General features: G+C 67.6%; 18 protein-coding genes. 8 read left to right on the forward strand and 10 right to left on the reverse strand.

Features of this window, described 5'->3' with window-relative positions; all coding sequences use genetic code 11:
* Positions 1-57 precede the first annotated feature (57 nt).
* Complete coding sequence (locus GYK42_RS18605; RefSeq protein ID WP_166448711.1) at positions 58-1,350, forward strand: putative O-glycosylation ligase, exosortase A system-associated; 1,293 nt, start codon at positions 58-60, stop codon at positions 1,348-1,350.
* The gene (locus GYK42_RS18610; RefSeq protein ID WP_166448712.1) at positions 1,347-2,282 is read left to right on the forward strand and encodes a polysaccharide deacetylase family protein; all 936 of its coding nucleotides are present in this window, start codon (positions 1,347-1,349) and stop codon (positions 2,280-2,282) included. The genes GYK42_RS18605 and GYK42_RS18610 overlap by 4 nt, the downstream gene beginning before the upstream one ends.
* Here GYK42_RS18610 and GYK42_RS18615 read toward each other — a convergent pair.
* Genes GYK42_RS18615 through GYK42_RS18625 form a run of 3 tightly spaced genes read right to left on the reverse strand, consistent with a single transcriptional unit; the run spans position 2,191 to position 6,982 of the window.
* Positions 2,191-4,131 carry an asparagine synthetase B family protein gene (locus GYK42_RS18615; protein WP_166448713.1) on the reverse strand — a complete coding sequence of 647 codons (1,941 nt, stop codon included), beginning with the start codon at positions 4,129-4,131 and terminating at the stop codon, positions 2,191-2,193. The two genes, GYK42_RS18610 and GYK42_RS18615, sit on opposite strands and share 92 nt — an antisense overlap.
* Complete coding sequence (locus tag GYK42_RS18620) at positions 4,128-5,387, reverse strand: pyridoxal-dependent decarboxylase, exosortase A system-associated (protein WP_166448714.1); 1,260 nt, start codon at positions 5,385-5,387, stop codon at positions 4,128-4,130. Before GYK42_RS18620 ends, GYK42_RS18615 begins: the two co-directional genes overlap by 4 nt.
* Positions 5,384-6,982 carry an acyl-CoA ligase (AMP-forming), exosortase A system-associated gene (locus tag GYK42_RS18625; RefSeq protein ID WP_166448715.1) on the reverse strand — a complete coding sequence of 533 codons (1,599 nt, stop codon included), beginning with the start codon at positions 6,980-6,982 and terminating at the stop codon, positions 5,384-5,386. The genes GYK42_RS18620 and GYK42_RS18625 overlap by 4 nt, the downstream gene beginning before the upstream one ends.
* A gap of 208 nt (positions 6,983-7,190) precedes the next feature.
* On the opposite strand from GYK42_RS18625, the gene GYK42_RS18630 reads away from it, so the two are divergent.
* From GYK42_RS18630 to GYK42_RS18655, 6 genes are read left to right on the forward strand one after another with little or no spacing between them, the layout of a single operon-like run.
* Positions 7,191-7,955, forward strand: a complete 765-nt coding sequence (locus tag GYK42_RS18630; RefSeq protein ID WP_166448716.1) for a GNAT family N-acetyltransferase — start codon at positions 7,191-7,193, stop codon at positions 7,953-7,955.
* A complete protein-coding gene (locus GYK42_RS18635; RefSeq protein WP_166448717.1) occupies positions 7,934-8,179 on the forward strand; it encodes an acyl carrier protein in 246 nt (81 codons plus the stop codon). The genes GYK42_RS18630 and GYK42_RS18635 overlap by 22 nt, the downstream gene beginning before the upstream one ends.
* Positions 8,176-9,033, forward strand: a complete 858-nt coding sequence (locus GYK42_RS18640; protein WP_166448718.1) for a hydrolase 2, exosortase A system-associated — start codon at positions 8,176-8,178, stop codon at positions 9,031-9,033. The genes GYK42_RS18635 and GYK42_RS18640 overlap by 4 nt, the downstream gene beginning before the upstream one ends.
* Complete coding sequence (locus tag GYK42_RS18645) at positions 9,030-9,938, forward strand: hydrolase 1, exosortase A system-associated (RefSeq protein ID WP_166448719.1); 909 nt, start codon at positions 9,030-9,032, stop codon at positions 9,936-9,938. Before GYK42_RS18640 ends, GYK42_RS18645 begins: the two co-directional genes overlap by 4 nt.
* Positions 9,926-11,200: a glycosyltransferase gene (locus tag GYK42_RS18650; RefSeq protein WP_240943662.1), complete on the forward strand. Its 1,275-nt coding sequence runs from the start codon at positions 9,926-9,928 to the stop codon at positions 11,198-11,200. Before GYK42_RS18645 ends, GYK42_RS18650 begins: the two co-directional genes overlap by 13 nt.
* On the forward strand, positions 11,197-11,898 hold the full coding sequence (locus GYK42_RS18655) for an ABC transporter permease (RefSeq protein ID WP_205711455.1): 702 nt from the start codon (positions 11,197-11,199) through the stop codon (positions 11,896-11,898). Before GYK42_RS18650 ends, GYK42_RS18655 begins: the two co-directional genes overlap by 4 nt.
* Here the strand turns inward: GYK42_RS18655 and GYK42_RS18660 are convergent.
* The 7 genes from GYK42_RS18660 to GYK42_RS18690 form a co-directional block, all read right to left on the reverse strand.
* Positions 11,885-12,622, reverse strand: a complete 738-nt coding sequence (locus GYK42_RS18660; protein WP_166448720.1) for a hypothetical protein — start codon at positions 12,620-12,622, stop codon at positions 11,885-11,887. The genes GYK42_RS18655 and GYK42_RS18660 overlap by 14 nt on opposite strands.
* Positions 12,623-12,639: 17 nt before the next feature.
* On the reverse strand, positions 12,640-13,077 hold the full coding sequence (locus tag GYK42_RS18665; protein WP_166448721.1) for a DUF6678 family protein: 438 nt from the start codon (positions 13,075-13,077) through the stop codon (positions 12,640-12,642).
* Complete coding sequence (purT, locus tag GYK42_RS18670) at positions 13,077-14,306, reverse strand: formate-dependent phosphoribosylglycinamide formyltransferase (protein WP_166448722.1); 1,230 nt, start codon at positions 14,304-14,306, stop codon at positions 13,077-13,079. Before purT ends, GYK42_RS18665 begins: the two co-directional genes overlap by 1 nt.
* A gap of 92 nt (positions 14,307-14,398) precedes the next feature.
* Positions 14,399-14,896, reverse strand: coding sequence for a VOC family protein (locus tag GYK42_RS18675; protein ID WP_166448723.1), 498 nt, complete (start codon positions 14,894-14,896; stop codon positions 14,399-14,401).
* 92 nt (positions 14,897-14,988) lie between these two features.
* The gene (locus GYK42_RS18680) at positions 14,989-16,353 is read right to left on the reverse strand and encodes a TolC family protein (RefSeq protein WP_240943663.1); all 1,365 of its coding nucleotides are present in this window, start codon (positions 16,351-16,353) and stop codon (positions 14,989-14,991) included.
* Entirely contained in the window at positions 16,343-17,686 is a 1,344-nt protein-coding gene (locus GYK42_RS18685; protein ID WP_166448724.1) for an HlyD family type I secretion periplasmic adaptor subunit, read from the reverse strand. The genes GYK42_RS18680 and GYK42_RS18685 overlap by 11 nt, the downstream gene beginning before the upstream one ends.
* A complete protein-coding gene (locus GYK42_RS18690) occupies positions 17,683-19,869 on the reverse strand; it encodes a type I secretion system permease/ATPase (protein ID WP_166448725.1) in 2,187 nt (728 codons plus the stop codon). The genes GYK42_RS18685 and GYK42_RS18690 overlap by 4 nt, the downstream gene beginning before the upstream one ends.
* Positions 19,870-19,884 lie beyond the last annotated feature (15 nt).

Consider the following 19,884-nt stretch of genomic DNA (forward strand, 5'->3'; position numbering starts at 1 on the left):
GCCGTTGACAGGCATCAATACCAAGCCAAGCCGGGCAAAACCAGGAGCCTTTCCTTCATGCGCGACATCTTGATCACCATCATCATTCTGGGTTCCCTGCCCTTCATCCTGAAGTCGCCGGCCATCGGCGGGCTGATGTGGGTGTGGGTCAGCGTGATGAACCCGCACACGCAGGGCTGGGGCTTTGCCACCCACATGCCGTTCGCCTTCATCATCGCCATCGCCACCCTGATCAGCCTTGCGATGACGCGCGAGCCGAAAAACCTGCCGCTCACGCCCGTCAGCGTGCTGCTGCTGCTGTTCGTCGCGTGGATGAACGTTACGGCGCCGTTTGCCCTGCTGCCGGAATCATCGTGGGTGCAGTGGAACAAGGTCATGAAGATCATGCTGATGAGCTTTGTGATCATGATGGTGATACGCACGCGGCGCGACATCGTGCGCCTGGTCTGGGTGCTGGTGGGCTCGATCGGCTTTTATGGCGTAAAAGGCGGCATCTTCACCATCCGCAGCGGCGGCACGGAGCGGGTCTGGGGGCCGGAAGAAACGTTTATTGGCGATAACAACGCGTTGGCCCTGGCTCTGATCATTATCATTCCCCTCATGTATTACTTGCAGCAAAGCACGGACAAGCGCTGGGTGCGCCATGGACTGACGGCGGCCATGCTGCTGTCGGCCCTGGCCGCGCTGGGCTCGTATTCGCGCGGCGGCTTGCTGGCCATTGCCGCCATGGGCCTGTTCATGTGGCTGAAAAGCGATCGCAAGCTGGTCCTGGGCGCGCTGCTCGGTGCGGTCACGCCGCTGCTGCTGGCCTTCATGCCCGAGCGCTGGGCCGAACGCATGGACACCATCAATACCTACCAGGATGATGTGTCCGCCATGGGCCGCCTGAATGCCTGGCGCATGGCCTGGAACCTGGCGCGCGACCGCTTTCCCGGCGGCGGCTTCGACGTCTCCGATGCATCCGTCTTTGCCCGCTATGCACCGAATCCCATGGACGTGCATGCGGCGCACAGCATCTATTTCCAGGCACTGGGCGAACACGGCTTCGTCGGCCTGCTCATTTATCTGGCGCTGGGCGTCGCCACCTGGCGCACGGCGGCCGTCATCATCCGCCGCACGCGGGGCCAGCCGGAATTGCGCTGGGCGCATGGCCTGGCCACCATGAGCCAGGCCAGCCTGATCGGCTTTGCCGTGGGCGGGGCCTTCCTCAGCCTGCTGTATTTCGACATGCCGTACTACCTGATGGCCGCCCTGATCGCCACGCGCATCGTCGTCGAGCAGCAAGCGCCGGCCACGACATCGCGCCAGGCCAAGGTCAAGACCCCGTCCGCCATCGCGGAGCAGCCATGACGGCCACCCTGTCCATCCTGATCTACCACCGCGTGCTGGCGCGGCCCGACCCGCTGTTTCCCGGCGAGGTCGATGCAGCGCTGTTCGAGCGCCAGCTGCGCCTGTTAAAGCGGTTTTATGCGCCGCTGCCCCTGGCCCAGGCCGTGCAACGCCTGCAGGATGGCAGCCTGCCGCCGCGCGCCGCCTGTATCACCTTCGACGACGGCTATGCGGACAATGCGCAAGTGGCCCTGCCCCTGCTGCAGCACCACGGCTTGCATGCCACGTTTTTTATCGCCACGGACTACCTCGATGGCGGGCAGATGTGGAACGACACGGTGATCGAGGCCGTGCGCCAGGCGGTCGCCCCCCAGCTGGACTTGCGGGAACTCGGCCTGGACTGCCTGTCCGTCGCCAGCCTGGCGCAGCGGCAAGCGGCCATCGCCGCCTTGCTGGGCCAGCTCAAATACCTGCCGTTCGACCGGCGCCAGCAGTTGGCCCTGCAGATCCGCCGCCAAGCGGGCGCCACGGCCGGGCCACCAGCCATGCTGAGCACGGCGCAGCTGCGCCAACTACAGGCTGCCGGCATGGGGCTGGGCGCGCACACGGCCAGCCACCCGATTCTGTCCACCTTGCCGGACCACGTCGCGCAGCGCGACATCGCCGACGGCAAGCGCCAGCTGGAAAGCGTGATCCAGGCGCCCGTCACCCTGTTTGCGTATCCGAACGGCAAGGCCGGGCGCGACTATGGCGCGCCGCACGTGGCGATGGTGCAAAAGCTGGGTTTCCAGGCGGCCGTGGCGACGGACTGGGGCGTGGCGCGCCCCGGCGCGAATCTTGACTTGCTGCAGCTGCCCCGCTTTACGCCGTGGGATCGAGGACGCCTGGCGTTTCTGTGGCGTTTGCGGCAAAACCGCCGGCAAGCGCACCCAGCGCGCCCGGATGCTGGCTGAGCCACTGTTCCAGCATCAGCAGCAGCCACACCATGGTGCCGTGATAGGCCGGGTGTTCCGCCAGCAAGCGCCCCTGTAAATCGTCGATGAAGGCGGGCCGCACGATGCCGCGCCCGCGCAGCTGCGTGAGGTTGTCGAACGCAAACTCGCGCAGCGGCGCGTGGCTGTGCAGCCACAGGCCGAAAGGCAAGCCGAAGCCGTGCTTTTGCTTGCGCACGATGGCCGGCGGCAGGATTTCCGCCAGCGCCCGCTTGAAGAAAGGCCGCAGCCGCATGCCGTCGAGCTTGTCGCGCGGCGCCAGGCGCGACGCGAACGCCACCATCGCATCGTGCAGGAAGGGAAACGCCGCTTCCACGCCGGCCAGCTCGCACGCCTTGCGCACCTTGAACAGGTCGTTGTCGGCCAGCGTAAAGCGCATGTCCAGGGCCAGCAGCTCATTGATCTGGCTCAAGCTCTGGCCTTGCCGCTCCCAATACGCGCCATTCACGCAGCCGGGCGCCATGCCCGGGTCGACGGTGTCGATGAAGCCCGCTTCCAGTACCGTGCGGTAGCCATGGCGCAGCAGCAGGTTGTAGCCATCGAGCCTGGCCGGCAGCGGCAGGCTCGCCTGTTCTATGTAGCGGCGCGCCTTGTCGCCCAGCCGCCACGGCAGACTTGTCCGTTCACGGAACAACAGCGGCTCGATGATGGCCTGGCGCAACATGACGGGCAGGCGCTCGTACCGCGACAGCAAGGCCTGGTATGCATAGCGCTCATTGCCGCCGAACAATTCATCGCCGCCGTCGCCTCCCAGCAAACGCGTCACGCCATCTTCGCGCGCCATCTGCGCACAATAGTAGGCGGGAATGGCCGAGGCATTGCCGAAAGGCTGGTCGAAGATGGCCGCCATGGCGGGAATCGCGGCCAGCACGTCGGCTGGCGTCACGTAGCGTTCGTGGTGGATACTGCCCGCATGGCTGGCGGCCAGGCGCGCATACGCCATTTCGTCGTAGCCGGGCGCGTCGAAACCGATGGAATACGTGCGCGCGGGCCGGCCCGTCACCTGCCCCATGATGGCGGCCAGGGTGGAACTGTCCGTGCCGCCGCTGAGAAACGCGCCCGTGTCCGCCCCGTCCGCGCCCAGGCTGCTTTCCACGGCCACGCGCAGCAGGCGCAGGAATTCCTGCTTGTTGCTGGCAAAGGTCGCCCGCGTGCGTGCTGCCGGCTCGTGGAAGGCCAGTTGCCAGTAGCTGCCCTTGCATTGCTTGCCGCCCCGTACATGCAGGTATTCGCCGGGCAGCAAGCGCTGCTGGCCAAGATAGGCCGTGGCCGGGCCGGGCACCATGTGGAAGTACAAATAGTGATACAGCGCTTGCGGATCGAGCGCGCCCCGCACGGAAGGATGGGCCAGCAAGGCATCGAGCGAGGAAGCAAAGAACAGGCCCTGCGCATTGCTGGCATAGCTGAGCGGATGCATGCCGGCACGGTCCACGGCCAGCAGGGCCGAACCGGAAAAGGCGTCGATTATGGCCAGGGAAAATGGCCCCGACAGGCTGGCGCAGGCCGCCACGCTGCGGCTCAGCCACAGGGACGCGAGGCGGCACGCCACATCGTCGGTCGAACCGTCGAGCATGGGCCGGCCCCAAATGGCGACCTGCAAGCCGTCCTGCTGATACACGTGGCGGCTGCCGTCGATGGCGGCCACGGCCACGCCGCCCACTTCGCTGAGGCTGGCGGCTTGCGGCGCGCTATCGAAACGCGACAGGGGCGCGGCCATGCCGGCCAGCGCGGTGGACGCGGCGCCATCGGCATCGGCGGTGGCCGGGCCCGCAGCGCCGCCCGCCGCTAGCCAGCCGCACAGGCCGCTCATACGAGCACCTCGGCCGGCAGCGGATGGCCGAGGAAAGCCGTCGGGCTGGCTGTCAGGCCATACGCGCCCGACTGAAACACGACCACCAGGTCGCCCTCCTCGGCGCGCGCCATCTCCAGCTGGTCCGCCAGCAAATCCAGCGGCGTGCACAAAGGTCCCACGACGGACGCCACTTCGCGCATTCCGCCGTGAAGGCGGTTGCCGATGGCGACCGGGTAATTCTTGCGGATCAGCTGGCCAAAATTGCCGGAAGCGGCCAAGTGATGGTGCAAGCCGCCGTCCGTGACGAGAAAGACCTGGCCATGCGACACCTTACGTTCAAGCACCTTGCACACATACACGCCCGCCTCGGCCACCAGATAGCGGCCCAGTTCCAGGTTCAGGCGCACGCCGGGCGCCGCCTGGCCCAGGATGTCGAGCTGCCGCTGCAAACCGTCCGCCACGGGCGCCAGGTCCAGCGCCTGGTCGCCGGGAAAATACGGCACGCCGAAGCCGCCGCCGATATTCAGGGTCCGCAAGGGCGACGGCGCGCTGTCGGCCAGCTGCAGGCCCAGCTGCACGCTCATGGCCTGCGCGTCGGCCAGGGCGGTGGCCGACAGGCTTTGCGAGCCCGCATACAGGTGAAAGCCGTGGAAATCGAGCCCCAGCTGGCCGATGCGCCCCAGCAGCGCCGGCACCAGGGCCGCATCGACGCCAAACGGCTGCGCACCGCCGCCCATGCGCATGCCCGTGCGGCGCAAGGCGAAATCGGGATTCACGCGCACGGCCACCCGCGCTGCCAGGCCCAGCCGTTCGCTGGACAGCGCCACCTTTTCCAGCTGCGGCCCCGACTCCACGTTGATCAGCACGCCCGCTGCCACGGCCCGCGCCAGCTCGCCTTCGCTCTTGCCCGGCCCGGCAAAGCTGATGCGCGCCGGCGCCATGGGCGTATCGAGCGCGGTGGCCAGTTCGCCGCCCGAGGCCACGTCAATGCCATCGACCAGGCCCGCCAGCCACTGCACCACGGCCGGCATGGGATTGGCCTTCATCGCGTAATGCACATGCACGCCGGCGGGCAAGGCGGCGCGCAACTCGGCCACGCGGCGCGTGATGTGCGCGCGTTCATAAACGTAGAACGGCGTGCTGCCCACCCGCTGGGCCAGCCGGCGCAAGGGCACGCCGCCGAACTGCAGCATGTCGTTTTCCACGGCGAACTGCTGGCCCAGGGCCGAGTGCAACGGTAATTCCGTACTGTTCGAGCGAATCAAGTCCTTCATGCCGCGTCTCCTGATTGGACCGCATACGCCTGCGCCAGTTCCCTGGCCAGCAAGGGACGGTCGATCTTGCCGTTCGGATTGCGCGGCAGCACGCCGTCGCGGATTTCCACCCACAGCGGCACCATATAACTGGGCAGGCGGGCGCGGCAGGCGGCCAGCACGCTGTCGCGCAGCAATTCGACGCCGGGCGCGGGCGTGACCAGCAGCGCGATAGCCTGGCCCAGCACGGCATGGGGCAAGCCCAGCGCGGCGGCCTCGCCCACCAGGCCGCTCGCATACACGACTTCCTCGACCTCGGCCGGGCTGACCCGGTAGCCGGACGTCTTGATCATGTCGTCGCTGCGACCCACGAAATACAGAAAGCCATCCGCATCGCGGCGCACGGTGTCGCCCGACCAGACGGCCAGTTCCGGCAGCACCAGGCCGCTGGCCTGCGGCGGCAGCGGCTTGAAGCGCTCGGCCGTGCGCGCCGCATCGTTCCAGTAGCCGAGCGCCACCAGCGCGCCCCGGTGCACAAGTTCGCCCGGTTCGTCGGCGTCGCAGACGCTACCGTCCGGCCGCAGCACCAGTACTTCCGCGTTGGGAATTGCTTGTCCGATGGAATCTGGGCGCCGCTCCAGCTGTTCCGGCGCCAGATAGGTGGAGCGGAACGCTTCCGTCAAGCCATACATCAGGTAGACCTGCGTGCGCGGCAACGACTGGCGCAGCCGGTCGAGCGTGGAACGCTGCATCACGCCGCCCGAATTGGTGATGTAGCGCAAGGGCGTGGACAGGGGCCAGCTCAGCTGCGAAAGGTGCACCCACAGGGGCGGCACGGCAGCCAGGCCCGTGATGGCTTCCTGCTCGACGGCTTCGACGATATCTCGCAGCAGCAGATAATTCATCAGCACGGCGCAGGCGCCGCTGGCAAACGCCGTCGTCAGCTGGCTCAGGCCGTAATCAAAACTGAGCGGCAAGACGCACAGGATGCGGTCTTGCGGCGTATTGCGCAGATAGCCCGACACGCTGAGCGCACCCGCCAGCATATTGCGGTGCGACAGCACCACGCCTTTCGGCCGCCCCGTGCTGCCCGAGGTATAAAGAATGGCGGCCATGTCCATGTCGATCGCCGCGTGCGGCATGAGCGGGGGCGCGCTGGCGGCGGCTACCGCGTGCCACGGCAGCACGCGCAGCTTGCCCAGCATCGATTCCGCCGCCCCTTCGCCCGTCAGCAGCACCGTTTGCAAGTCCGGGCAGGCGGCCAGCGCGGGACTCAGCTGCGCCAGGCGTTCGCGCGAGGTGACGAGGATGGCCACGTTGCAGTCGGCCAGGATATACGCCACCTGATCCGGCTTGAGCAGCGGGTTGACGGGCACGAACACGCCGCCGGCCGCCGCCGCGCCAAACATGGCGCTGACGTTTTCCGGGCGCTTTTCCAGGTACACGGCCACGCGCGCACCGCGCTGCAAGCCCAGGGTCAGCAAGGTGCTTGCGCCATCGCGCACGGACTGCGCCAGCGCGCCATAGCTCAATTGCTCGCCCTGCCACGACAGGGCCGGCGCGTGGGGCATGCGCTGCGCCGTTTCGAAGATCAGATCGTGTATCAGTGTCGCCATCGTCTCATCCCGGGTTGTCATGATTGCCATGCATTCCCCTATGATTGGGACAAACGGGGGCGGCAGTGTTGATTTTTATCAAGTAAGCACCTCTCCCGACCGGTGGCGGCCTATCTTGCGCAATGCTTGAGGCCGCGCAACATCGATCACTGGCCGCTGCGCTCTAATGGACAGCGTTGGCTGCATAGCCGCCCCATCGTTGATCGCCATGGCCAGCCTCGCCCATTTCCTCCATTTTTCCCGCTTGCAAGGACTTGCCGCCAGCCTGCGCCAGCTGGGCTGGCGCGACAGCGCGTGGCTGGCCGTGGCGCGCCTGCTGGAAAGCGTGCCGGGCGGGCGCTGCGCGCTGTACCGCTATCAATTCGTGGCGCAGGCAGTGGCGCCCGGCTCGCTGTGCCGCGGACGCGGCCGATCGATCGCCGTCACGCCTTGCCTGGCGGAAGCGGACTTGCCGCCCGGCCCCGCACGCCGCCCCGGCGCGCTGCGCGAACGCTATCGGCAAGGCGCGCAATGCCTGGTGGCGCGAGACAAGTCCGGCATGGTTGGCTGGATCTGGCTGCTGCGCCACGGCTGCCAGGAAGACGAGGTGCGTGCCCGCTATGCGCTGGCGTCGCAGCAATCGTCGTGGGACCTGGACGTGTGGGTGCATCCCGACCAGCGCGGCGGCCTGGTCTTCGCGCGCCTGTGGGAAGAAGCCAACGCCGTGCTGTACGCGCAGGGCGTGCGCTGGTCGTGCAGCCGCATCTCGCGCTTCAACCGCGCCTCGCTGGGCGCCCATGCGCGCCTGGGCACGCACGCGCTGGGTATGGCCACCTTTATCCGCTGCGGGCGCTGGCAATGGATGGCCGCCAGCCTGCCGCCGTATATCCACCTGTCACGCCGCCCCGACGACATCCCCTGCCTGGCCTTCGATACCTCGTCCCTGCCGCACTACCCTTCCCTGGAGCTGACATGCCGCATCTTGAAGCAGTAAAACGCATCCTCGACACCACCCTGGGCTTGAACGGGCGCGCGCTGGAAGACCACACGCCGCTGCTGGGCAGCGTACCGGAACTCGATTCGATGGCCGTGATCGGCGTGATCGCCGCGCTGGAAGACCATTTCGGCATCATCGTCGCCGACGACGACATCCACGCGCGCCACTTCGCCACCGTCGGCACCCTGCACGATTTCGTGTTTGCAAAGCTGCGACCATGAACAGCGCCGCCATCGACGCCCTGCCGCTGCTGCCCTTCTTCCTGCCCGCCAGCGGCGGCCAGCGCTACTGCCTGCTGCACCTGCCGCCGCCGGGCCGCACAGCACGCGGCGGCATCGTCTACGTGCATCCATTTGCGGAAGAACTCAATAAGAGCCGCCACGTGGCCGCCGCGCAGGCGCGCGCCTTTGCCGCCGCCGGCTACAGCGTGCTGCAGATCGATCTGTTCGGCTGCGGCGACAGCAGCGGCGACTTTGGCGAAGCGCGCTGGGACATCTGGCACAACGACCTGCACCTGGCATGCGCGTGGCTGGCGCAGCGCGTCGACGGCCCATTGACCGTCTGGGGCTTGCGCCTGGGCGCCCTGCTGGCCCTCGATTTCGCCAGCCGCGCGCCGCTGCCGCTGGCCCGTCTGCTGCTGTGGCAAGCGGAACTCGATGGACGGCGCGTCATCGACCGCTTCCTGCGCCTGCGCCTGGCGTCGGGCATGCTGGCCGGCGGCGCGCGGGAAGCGCCCGGACATGCGCGCGCCGCACTGGCGAATGGCGAGCCTGTGGAAGTGGCGGGCTACCTGCTGGCGCCAGAACTGGCGCACGCCATCGATGGTGTCAGCGCTTGCGCCCTGCTCCCGGCGGTGCCGGTCTACTGGCTCGATTACCGGGCGCCGGAACAGGCAGCCGCGCCCTTGCCGCCGCTGGCGCGCGAATGGCGCGAACAGGGCGCCGCCGTGCACGTGGCCGGCTTCGGCGACGGGTCCTTCTGGCACAGCGGGGAGCTGCTGGCGTGCCCGCAACTGCTGCACGCCACGCGGGTGCTGTGCCGCGACTGGCTCGACGAGGAAAGGAAGCCGCCATGAAGCGCGACAGCAGCCAGCAGCACCTCGCAGAGCACAGCGTGCGCGAGCTGGCGCTGCGCTTTCGCAGCGCGGCAGCCGTTCCCGGTCTCGGTGAGGAGGAGGCGCAGGCGCGCATGGTCGGCATCCTCAGTCTGCCCGCCGCGCCCGGCCCGCGCGGCGTCTTGATCGTCACGGGCGGGCCGCAGTACCGGGTCGGCAGCCACCGCCAGTTTGTCCTGCTGGCCCGCGCCCTGGCCGCGCAAGGCTGGCCCGTGCTGCGTTTCGACCTGCGCGGCATGGGCGACAGCGAGGGCAGCGCGCGGGACTACCGCGCCGCCGGTCCCGACATCGCCGGGGCGCTGGCGCAATTCTTCGATGCCGTGCCGTCCTTGCGCGAAGTGGCGCTGTGGGGCTTGTGCGACGGCGCCACGGCGGCCGCCTGCCATGCGCCGCGCGACGCGCGCGTCAAAACCCTGGTGCTGCTCAACCCCTGGGTGCGCAGCAGCGCCGGCCTGGCGCGCGCCACCTTGCGCCACTATTATTTGCCGCGCCTGCTGCAAGGCGCGTTCTGGCGCAAGCTGGCCGGCGGCGGACTGCAGCTGGCCGCCAGCCTGGCCTCGCTGCGGAAGATGGCGGCGGCCACGCGGCAGATGCCCGGGCAGGAAGACGATGCGCCGGCGCCAGCCCTGCTGCAGGCGCTGACGCAGTTCCAGGGCCGGGTGCTGCTCATTCTCAGTGGCGACGACCTCGGTGCGCGCGAGTGGCAGGCCCTGCTCGATGGCGATGCGGCGTGGCGCAGCCTGGCCGCGCGCGCGCAATGGACGCAGGCGCAGGTCGCTGGCGCCAACCACACCTTTGCCAGCGCCGTCTGGCGCGGCGAAGTCGAACAACTATGCGCGCATTGGCTGCTATCATGCCGGGACTGACGCCCAAACGGGTACTGATGGTAGCCTACCATTTTCCGCCGCTTGCTGGCGGCAGCGGCATCCTGCGCACCCTGGGTTTTGCGCGCCATTTGCCGGACTGCGGCTGGCAGCCGCTGGTGCTCAGCCCCAGTGCTGGCGCGTACGCGCAGCAGGGCGACTCGCAACTGGCCCACATCAGCGCGCAAGCCACCGTGCGGCGCACCCTGGCGCTGGACGCGGCGCGCCATTTGGCCATCGCCGGGCGCTATCCGCGCTGCCTGGCCCTGCCCGACCGCTGGAGTTCTTGGTGGCTCAGCGCCGTGCCGGCCGGCCTGCGCATGATCCGCGAATACCGCCCCGACGCCATCTGGTCGACGTACCCGATCGCCACGGCGCACCTGATCGCGATGACCTTGCAAAAACTCAGCGGCCTGCCGTGGATCGCCGACCAGCGCGACCCCATGCTCGATGACAGCGACCCGCTGGCGCCGTATCCGCCCGAACCGCGCCTGCACCGCATGCATGCGTGGATCGAACAGCGCATCGCGGCGCGCAGCGCGGCCATCGTCTGCACCACGCCGGGCGCTGTCGATGCGCACCGGCGGCGCCTGGCGCAGGTGACGCGCGAGCACTTCCACCTGATCGAAAATGGCCATGATGATGACGCGGGCAGCGCGCTGCAGCAGGGGCCGCACGGCCACCGCAGCCGCTTTTTGCTGCTGCACAGCGGCGTGATCTACCCGTCCGAGCGCGACCCGCAAGCGCTGTTCGAGGCCCTGGCCCGGCTGCGCCACGACGGCGTGCTGCATGCGCGCAATTTCCAGCTGGTGCTGCGCGCCACGGGCCACGATGCGTGGCTGGCGGGCCTGCTGGTGAAATACGGCATCGGGGACCTGGTGAGCCTGGAACCGTTGCAGCCGCACGGCGCGGCGCTGCAGGAAATGCTGGCCGCCGACGGCTTGCTGCTGCTGCAGGCGGCTAACTGCAACGCGCAGATTCCCGCCAAGCTGTATGAATACCTGCGTTGCCGCCGCCCCATCCTGGCGCTGACCGACCTGGCCGGCGACAGCGCGGCCAAGCTGCGCCACTGCGGCATCGACACCATCGGCCAGCTGGCGTCGAGCGGCGACTGCGCGCGCGCGCTGCTGCGCTTCCTGGAACTGGCGCGCCAGGGCCGCGCACCGCTGGCCAGTGCCACCGCCATCGCCCTGCAATCGCGGCAAGCCCGCTGCAACGCCCTGGCCGATTTGCTCGACCAGGTCAGCCACAGGAGTCTCCCATGAAGCATCCCTTGTTTGCCTGCGCCCTCGCCGCCTGCTGCGCCAGCGCTGGCGCCGCCGTCTGCCCGCCCTACGTCAAGCATACGCCGGGCGGCGACTACACGAGCGCGGAAGACCGAGACGGTCTGTCCGTGGTCGAGAAATTCCATTTTTCGCGCGCCGTGGAAACGCTCACGCAAGGCATGACGGGCAGCCTGGGCGCCGATATCGGCTACACGCTCGAACACTTCCCGAATCACCACCGGGCGCTGGCCTCGATGGCAAAGCTCGGCCTGCGCCTGAAAAGCGCGCAGCCGGTGGGCGCCCGCTACACGGTGAACTGCTACTTTGAACGCGCGATCGCCTTTGCGCCGCACGACGTGACGGCGCGCATGGTGTACGCCAGCTACCTGCTGGCCACGGCCAAGGACGCGGCCGCGCTGGAACAGCTGGACGCGGCCAGCCGCCTGGCACCCGAACAGGCCACCATCCAGTACAACCTGGGCCTGATGTATGTCAAAAAGAAGGAGTACGAGAAGGCCAGCGCGCACGCGCAAAAAGCCTATGCGCTGGGCTTTCCCCTGCCGGGCCTGAAAAACAAGCTGAAGGCGGCGGGCAAGTGGAAAGAACCGCCGCCAGCGCCCGCCGTCGTGGCAGCGAAGGAGGCACCGAAAACGGAAGAAGCGGCCGTACCACCGGTCGAAGAGCCTAGCGGGGAATGACGGCCGGCCGCCGCGCCATGCTCAGATGCCCCGTCGGCGAAGCGGCCAGCGCGGCGGTCAGGTCGCGCCGCGACTGCGCCTTGTCGTCAGCCTCGCTGATGTACGCCAGTTCGGCCGGCTGCAGCACCGTGACAGTCAGCAGCATCACTTCGCCATATGACGTGTCGAACGATGGGGGAATGCTGCTTGCCCCCTGAGCCAGCAGCACCCCCACCTGTCCGTTTTCGTCTTCCAGTCCCTCTGGCGCCTGCTGCAAGTCCAGCACCATCGACACGCTGCCGTGGCGCTGCACCAGCAAATCAATGGAGCCGTGGTCGGCCACGTTCTGGCTGACCTCGTAGATCAGGTCGAACAGCCAGGACTGCGCTACGTCCTTGCCGTCGAAGGCGGACAGCGGCGCTTCGATGCACACTTCCAGCAGGTGGCCGCGCGGGACAAACACGTCGTCGTCATCTTCGAACGGGTCGCTCAGGCCATCGCTGGCAAGGATCAGTGAATCGGCGCGGCGGATCACGCGCCAGGCCTGGCGCAGCGATGGCCAGCGCGGGCCATTCACGAAGGCGGGATTGAGCAGCGGCGCCAGCACGTCGGCGTCGATGGCGCCCAAGGTGGCATAAAATGCGTCGCGCGCGGCGCAGGCCGTAGCCAGCATCTGCGCGCCCGCTTCCTTGCCGACGACGGCGTCGTCCGGCTGCGGCACTGGCGGGAAAGTATTTTCAGTCATGGGGGTACTCTTGAATATTAATCAGCAGGAGGAAAGTCGTGATAATTACGGGGCAGATAACCCCAGATGCGCGCCACCCGGTCCCGCACCTCGAAATCGAAACCGATGCGTTGGAGTTCGGGCACGATCCACACGCCGTGGTCGATGATTTTTTTCGGCAGCAGCATGGCCACGTGTTCTTCCGAGTACAGGCTGATGTCGAACCATTCCACGCCCAGGAACGGGAACGGCGGGTGGTAATCCCACTCCGTGTCCCAGCGCGACACGTAGCCGGACACGGAACCGTAGCGGTACGATGGCGCCCAGTCGGTCCGCCCGCGCATGAAGGCCAGCAGTTCGTTCCACTTGCAGTCGTTGGCGGCGCCGGCCAGGTTGCGCCGCGCGATGTGGCCGCGCAGCTTGCGCTTGATATCGTCGCCGCCGGCGTCGGCCAGCGGCAGGCTGGCCTCTGCCATCAGCGGGCCACCGGTTTCACTTTCGACGCGGCCAGCACGGCGCGCTGGCGGGCCGTATCGATATCTTCGGCTGTGGCCAGCGCCACGCCCATGCGGCGGCGGGCGAACGACTCCGGCTTGCCGAACAGGCGCAAGTCCGCGCCCGGCACCATCAAGGCCTCGGCCACGCCTTCGAAGGCGATGCCTTTCGCTTCCAGCTGGCCGTAGATGACGGCCGAGGCGCCGGGCGAACGCAGCGCCACGTTGACGGGCAGGCCGAGGATGGCTTTCGCGTGCAGCTCGAATTCGCTCTGCACCTGGCTGGCCATGGTGACCATGCCCGTGTCGTGCGGACGGGGGCTCACTTCCGAGAACCACACCATGTCGTCCTTGACGAACAGCTCCACGCCGAACAGGCCCAGGCCGCCGAGGTTGTCCGTCACCTTGCGCGCGATCTCGCGCGAGCGTTCCAGGGCCAGCGGCGCCATGCGGGCCGGCTGCCACGATTCCACGTAGTCGCCATGCACCTGCAAGTGTCCGATCGGCTCGCAAAACTGCGTCTCGATCTGTCCCGAGGCGCCGACGGCACGCACCGTCAGCAGGGTGATTTCGTAGTCGAAGTCGATGAAACCCTCGACGATGACGCGGCCCGTATCGACACGGCTGCCGCTGGCCGCATACGCCCATGCCGCGTCCACGTCTTGCGCGCTATCGAGCTTGGACTGGCCCTTGCCCGACGACGACATCACGGGTTTCACCACGCACGGAAAACCGATTTCCTGGCAGGCAAGCTGCAACTCCTGCAGGCTGCTGGCGAAGCGGTATGGCGACGTGGCCACGCCCAGGGTTTCGGCGGCCAGGGTGCGGATGCCTTCGCGGTTCATCGTCAGCACGGCCGCGCGCGCGTTCGGGATGCACGTGATTTGCCCGGCAGCTTCCAACGCCGCCAGGGTGTCGGTGGCGATGGCTTCGATTTCGGGCACGATCAAATCGGGTTTTTCCAGGTCGATCAGGGCCGCCAGGGCCACGCCGTCGCTCATGTCGATCACGTGCGAGCGGTGCGCCACCGGGTGACCCGGCGCGTTCGGATAGCGGTCGACGGCGATCACTTCCACGCCCAGGCGCTGCAGCGACATGATCACTTCCTTGCCCAGTTCACCCGAGCCCAGCAGCATGACCTTGATGGCGGTGGAAGACAGGGGCGTGCCGAAGGTGCGGGGCGCGATGGTGTTGCTGGTGCTGATAGTCATGGGCAGGGTCAATCTGGCAATGGAAAGATGGCCGGAACTATAGCAAATGCCGGCCATCTTGGACAGGGCGCACCGCTGCCTGACGGGCCAGGCTAGCCCGCATACGCCCGCTTGATCTGCTCGATGTCGATTTTTTTCATGCCCATCATGGCTTTCATCACGCGCTGAGCCTTGACGGGATCGGGGTCGCCCAGCAGCTTGACCATGAGGGTGGGCACAATTTGCCACGATACCCCGAACTGGTCCTTGAGCCAGCCGCATTGCTGCGCTTCCGGCGGCCCGCCTTCGGACAGCTGGTTCCAGTAGTGGTCGACTTCGTCCTGGGTTTCGCAATTGACCTGGAACGAGATCGCCTCGGAAAACTGGAACAAGGGACCGCCGTTCAAGCCCGTAAACGTCTGGCCGTCCAGCTCGAACGCCACCGTCAGCACGCTGCCCGGCTCCTGGCCGTGGATTTCCTTGCCTTCCTCGCCATAGCGCAGGATCTGGCCGATCTTCGAATTGGGGAAAATCCCCGTATAAAACAGGGCCGCCGCCTCGGCGTGGCCGTTGAACCATAAACACGGGGTAATCTTTTGTATGCTGTGCATGATGTCTCCCTTGGCCGGTGTGTGGATTAGCTTCGCTAATATAATCACTATTGCGTCGGCATGGCGCGCGGATTGCGCCTGTTTTGAGCCGGCTACCGTTCAGTAATAGCCTCCCGCCCCAGCACGCCAGCGCTGGCCAGCAGCCGCAGCCGGGCCGAACGCCATTCCGCCTGGCAACGGATACGCTCCTGCTGCGCCTCGAGCAGCGCCGACTGCGTGTTCAGCATTTCCAGGATATCGGCCGCGCCCAGACCGAACTTGCGCTGCACGCTGGCCAGGGCATCGCGTGCCGCGTCCAGCCACGCTTGCGACGCGGCCAGGTTGGCCAGCGCCGTGCTTGCTTCCGCATGCGTTTTCACCAGCTCCATCAGGGTCTGCTGCTGCACTTCTTCGGCTTCCGCTTCCCTTTGCCCGGCCTGCGCCAGCGCGCCGCGCACCTTGTAGTGGCGCGCAAAACCGTCGAACAGGGGAATGTTCAATGAGATGCCCACCAGGGTTTCGCGCGTGGACGCGGCGGACAAGCCCTGGTTGGGGCGGCCGTTCTGGTAGATATTGGCCGTCAGGTCGATGCTGGGGCGGCCTTCCGACTCGGTCACGGCCACCCGTTCGCGTGCGGCCGCCAGTTGCGCCTGCGCGGCCACAATGGCCGGGTGCCGCGCCTGGGCCAGCGCCAGCCAAGTGTGCAAATCTTCACGCAGGCCAGCCACCGGGGCATCCGCATCGTCATCCAGCACCACACCCGCCTCAGCCGGCAAACCCAGCGTATAGACGAGCACGGCGCGGGCCTTCCGGAATTCGCCATCGGCGCGGCTGGCGCCCAGGGCCGCCTTGGCCAGCGCGCTCGTCGCCTGCAGGGTGTCGCTGTGCGAGCCGAGGCCCCGCTGCGCGCGGCGCTGCGTGGCCTGCACCGTTTCATTGGCCAGCGCCTGGTATTCCTCGCGCATCCGCACGCTGGCGCGCGCCGTCTGCGCGTCGAAATACGCGCTGACGGTGGCCGCCAGGGTCTTTTGCAGCACGGCGTCGCGGTTGGCCAGGGCCGAGTCCAGCATCGCTTGCGCCGAACGCCGGCCCGCCGCGCGCCCGCCGAAATCGAACAGGCGCCAGGACAGATTCAGCGAACCCGTATTGCTGGCCAGGCTGCCGGACGGCGTGCTCGCGCCCGGATAGGCCGTGCGGTCGTGCACCCGGCTCAGGCCCGCATTCAGGGTCGGCAAAAAGGCGGCCCTGGCCTCGCCCACCCCGGCCGCCTGCAACCGTATGCCGGCCCAGGCGCCGTGTACCTGCGCGTTGCGGCACAGGGCCAGGTCGACGGCCGCCGGCAGGGTCAATGGCACGCTCGCCTCGTACGCGGACGGGCATGGCGCGGCCTCAAGCTCGCCCGCCTGCGCCACAACACTGGCCAGCAGCAAGCTGGCTGCGATGGCGATGGTGGCCATGGCGCGGCCTCTAGCGTTCATGCAGCGCCTCCTTCTGGTGCCGCACCAGCGGCGAGAGCACGTATTCGATCACCCTGCGCGTCCCCGTGCGGATTTCCGCGCGCACGGCCATGCCGGCCGACAGCGGCACCAATCTGCCATCGATGACGATGGACGGCTGCCGCAGCGTGATTTTCACGGCATACACAAGGCCCTTCTTTTCATCCTCGACGGCGTCGCGCGAGACGCTGCTGACGACGGCCGGCACGGTGCCATACTTGGTGTAATCGAAGGCGTCGACCTTGATGGCCACCGCCTGGCCCGGCTGCACGAAGCCGACGTCGCGGTTTTCCAGCACGGCGTCGATTTCCAGCTTGCCCTGGCGCGGCACGATCTGCATCAGCGCCTGCGCGGCCGGCACGACGCCGCCCACCGTGTGCAGCGTCAGCTGCTGCACCGTGCCGTCGACGGGCGCCGTCAGGCGCAGCAGGCTGCCGCGGGCGCCGGCGCGGCGCGCATCCTGGCCGCTGGCCGCCGCCACCCTTGCCCCTTCCGTCAGCGCATCGTAGGCGTCCTTGCGCGTCTGCGCCACCAGGGCCGCACGCTCGCTGCGGGCCGACGCCAGCTGGCCGGCCAGGTCGATGCGCGCCTGTTCCTTTTCCAGCCACGCATGTTCGGCCACGTCGCGCGTGGCCAGCAGCGCCCGGTAATCGCCGGCCCGCTGGGCCGCCAGCGGCAGCGCCTGGGCATAGCGGGCGATCTCGCCATCGAGATGCGCGAGCCTGGCGCGGAAATTCGCGTACTGGCCATCGAGATGGCCCTGCGCTTCCTCGCGCTGGGCGACAGACGCACCGTCGGGCGCCGCCAGCTTGGGCAGCGTCAAGCTGTCGATGGCGGCGATCAGCGCGCGCGAGCGGGCCATTTGCAGCGCGGCCGCCACGGCGTCGCCGGCCGCCTTGTCGCGCTCGGCGTCCGGGCCGCGGCTGTCGAGTTCCACGAGAAGCTGGCCCGCCTTCACTGCCTGCCCCTCGCGCACGTGCAAGGCACTGACGGCCGCCACGTCGACGGAGGCGATGGTCTTGGTGTTACCGGACGGAATGATCTTGCCGGCCGCATTGACGATGATGTCGACCTGGCCGAAGACCGCCCACAGCACGACACAGCCGGCCAGCAGCATCAGCACCCGGGCCGTCAGGCGCAGCGAGGGCGACACGGGCCGCTCCTGCAGCGCCAGCGCGGCTGGCAGGAAAGCCGCCTCGTCTTCGCTGAGTACGGGGCCGCTCAAGGCCGCGCGGTTACGCCAGCTGTGCCGCAGCACCTGGGCGTAACGTTGCAACAGCTCGCCATACGCGGCCAGACGGTGGCCGGCGCTCATGTTGCGTCCCCTGTTGCGCTCCCGCTCGTGCCCTGCTGCAGGCTGTACAGATGGGCGTAGATGCCGCCCGGGTTCGCCAGCAGCGCGTCATGCGTGCCCAGTTCGGCCACCTGCCCCCGCTCCATGACAACAATGCGGTGCGCTTCGCGCACGGCCGACAGGCGGTGGGCGATGATCAGTACGGTACGCCCCGCGCAAATGCCGCGCATATTATCCTGGATGATTTTTTCCGATTCATAATCGAGCGCGCTCGTCGCCTCGTCGAAAATCAGGATGCGCGGATTGCCGATCAGGGCGCGGGCGATGGCGATGCGCTGGCGCTGGCCGCCGGACAGGCCCGTGCCGTGCTCGCCCACCATGGTGTCGTAGCCTTCGGGCAGCTCGCAGATGAAATCGTGGGCGCCCGCCAGTTTCGCCACGGCGATGACGGCATCGATGGACAGCGCCGGGTCGCTCAGGGCGATGTTGTCGCGCACGGAGCGGTTGAACAGGATATTTTCCTGCAGCACCACGCCGATCTGGCGCCGCAGCGAGGCCGTGTCGATGACGGCGATATCCTGGCCGTCGATCAGTACCTTGCCCCGCTCGGGAATGTAGAGGCGCTGCGCCAGCCGCGTCAGGGTGCTCTTGCCGGAACCGGAACGCCCGACGATGCCGATCACTTCGCCGGGCGCGATGGCAATCGACACATTGCGCAGCACCTCGGCCGCATCGGGCCGGTAACGGAAACCCACTTGCTGGAACTCGATGGCGCCGGCGATGCGCGGCAGGCGTGCCTTCTGACTGCCCGCTTCCACGCGCGCGTTGAGGATGTCGCCGAGCCGGCTCATCGAGATGCCCACTTGCTGGAAATCGTTCCACAGCTGCGCCAGGCGCAGGATGGGCGAGGCCACCTGCCCCGCCAGCATGTTGAAGGCGACCAGTTCGCCCACCGTCATCTTGCCGTCGATGACCAGGGTGGCGCCCCACCACATGATGGCCGCCGTCACCAGCTTGCTCACGAGCGTAACGCCGCCGCTGGCCAGCATGCCGATGTTGTTTGCCGACAAGCCGGCCGACACATAGCCGGCCAGCTGCTTTTCCCACTGCTGCTGCCAGCGCGGTTCGACGGCCATGGCCTTGAGCGTATCGACGCCGCTGATGGTTTCGACCAGGAAAGACTGGTTTTCCGCGCTGCGGTTGAATTTGTCGTTCAAGCGGCCCCGCAGCACGGGCGTGAGCAGCATCGACAGGGCTGCATAGACGGGAATCGAGGCCAGCACGACGACGCTGAGCGCCGCGCTGTACCACAGCATGGCGGCAATGAAGATGAAGGAAAACAGCAGGTCCAGCACCAGGGTCATGGCGTTGCCGGTGAGAAAAGACCGGATGTTTTCCAGTTCATGGATGCGGGCCACGGAATCGCCCACGCGGCGCGCCTGGAAATAGGCGATCGGCAAGGCCAGCAAGTGGCGGAACAGGCGCGCGCCCAACTCCACGTCGATCTTGCTGCTGGTGCGCGCGAAAACATGGGTGCGGATGAGGCCAAGCACGGCCTCGAAGACGATGGCGCACACCAGGCCGATGGCCACCACGTGCAGGGTTTTCATCGCGTGGTTGACCAGCACCTTGTCCATCACCACCTGGAAAAACAGGGGCGTGGCCAGGCCGATCAGCTGCAGCACGAAGGAAATGAGCAATACTTCGCCCAGCAGCCTGCGGTATTTGACGATGGCGGGGATGAACCAGCTGAAGTCGAAACGGGCCGTCTCGCCCGCATAGCTGGCCTTGCTGGTAAAAAAGATCAGTTCGCCCGACCAGGCGGCGAGGAACGCGTCACGGCCGAGGATCTGCGGCGGCTGGCCCGGATGCTGGACGAGCACCTTGCTCACGCCGTCAGCGTCCGTCTCGACCTTGCCTAGGATAAAGAAGCGGCCGTCCGTATCGAGGGCGATGGCGGGCAGCGGCGCCAGCGCCAGCCGTTCGGGCGCCTGGCGCACCAGCTTGGCCGTCAAGCCAAGTTGCCGGGCGGCCAGCAGCACGGTTTGCCGCGTGAACACGGCCTGGCCGAAAGCATGCTTGAGCTGGGCGCCGTCGGCGGCGATGCCATGCAGGCTGGCCATCAGCAGCAGCGACAGCAAGCCCGTGTCGGGCGCGGTTTTTTCCAAGGACGGCGGATCGTTGAGGTGGGAGAGGACTGTCATCGGGCAATATCAGAG

The sequence above is a fragment of the Janthinobacterium lividum genome (assembly GCF_011601275.1).
GTDB lineage: Bacteria > Pseudomonadota > Gammaproteobacteria > Burkholderiales > Burkholderiaceae_D > Janthinobacterium > Janthinobacterium lividum_E.

What these genes read in the sequence shown, in the direction of transcription:
- GYK42_RS18605 (WP_166448711.1), top strand. Translation starts at nt 58, where the DNA reads ATGCGCGACATCTTGATCACCATCATCATTCTGGGTTCCCTGCCCTTC.
- GYK42_RS18610 (WP_166448712.1), top strand. Translation starts at nt 1,347, where the DNA reads ATGACGGCCACCCTGTCCATCCTGATCTACCACCGCGTGCTGGCGCGG.
- GYK42_RS18615 (WP_166448713.1), bottom strand. Translation starts at nt 4,131, where the DNA reads ATGAGCGGCCTGTGCGGCTGGCTAGCGGCGGGCGGCGCTGCGGGCCCG.
- GYK42_RS18620 (WP_166448714.1), bottom strand. Translation starts at nt 5,387, where the DNA reads ATGAAGGACTTGATTCGCTCGAACAGTACGGAATTACCGTTGCACTCG.
- GYK42_RS18625 (WP_166448715.1), bottom strand. Translation starts at nt 6,982, where the DNA reads ATGGCGACACTGATACACGATCTGATCTTCGAAACGGCGCAGCGCATG.
- GYK42_RS18630 (WP_166448716.1), top strand. Translation starts at nt 7,191, where the DNA reads ATGGCCAGCCTCGCCCATTTCCTCCATTTTTCCCGCTTGCAAGGACTT.
- GYK42_RS18635 (WP_166448717.1), top strand. Translation starts at nt 7,934, where the DNA reads ATGCCGCATCTTGAAGCAGTAAAACGCATCCTCGACACCACCCTGGGC.
- GYK42_RS18640 (WP_166448718.1), top strand. Translation starts at nt 8,176, where the DNA reads ATGAACAGCGCCGCCATCGACGCCCTGCCGCTGCTGCCCTTCTTCCTG.
- GYK42_RS18645 (WP_166448719.1), top strand. Translation starts at nt 9,030, where the DNA reads ATGAAGCGCGACAGCAGCCAGCAGCACCTCGCAGAGCACAGCGTGCGC.
- GYK42_RS18650 (WP_240943662.1), top strand. Translation starts at nt 9,926, where the DNA reads ATGCCGGGACTGACGCCCAAACGGGTACTGATGGTAGCCTACCATTTT.
- GYK42_RS18655 (WP_205711455.1), top strand. Translation starts at nt 11,197, where the DNA reads ATGAAGCATCCCTTGTTTGCCTGCGCCCTCGCCGCCTGCTGCGCCAGC.
- GYK42_RS18660 (WP_166448720.1), bottom strand. Translation starts at nt 12,622, where the DNA reads ATGACTGAAAATACTTTCCCGCCAGTGCCGCAGCCGGACGACGCCGTC.
- GYK42_RS18665 (WP_166448721.1), bottom strand. Translation starts at nt 13,077, where the DNA reads ATGGCAGAGGCCAGCCTGCCGCTGGCCGACGCCGGCGGCGACGATATC.
- purT (WP_166448722.1), bottom strand. Translation starts at nt 14,306, where the DNA reads ATGACTATCAGCACCAGCAACACCATCGCGCCCCGCACCTTCGGCACG.
- GYK42_RS18675 (WP_166448723.1), bottom strand. Translation starts at nt 14,896, where the DNA reads ATGCACAGCATACAAAAGATTACCCCGTGTTTATGGTTCAACGGCCAC.
- GYK42_RS18680 (WP_240943663.1), bottom strand. Translation starts at nt 16,353, where the DNA reads ATGAACGCTAGAGGCCGCGCCATGGCCACCATCGCCATCGCAGCCAGC.
- GYK42_RS18685 (WP_166448724.1), bottom strand. Translation starts at nt 17,686, where the DNA reads ATGAGCGCCGGCCACCGTCTGGCCGCGTATGGCGAGCTGTTGCAACGT.
- GYK42_RS18690 (WP_166448725.1), bottom strand. Translation starts at nt 19,869, where the DNA reads ATGACAGTCCTCTCCCACCTCAACGATCCGCCGTCCTTGGAAAAAACC.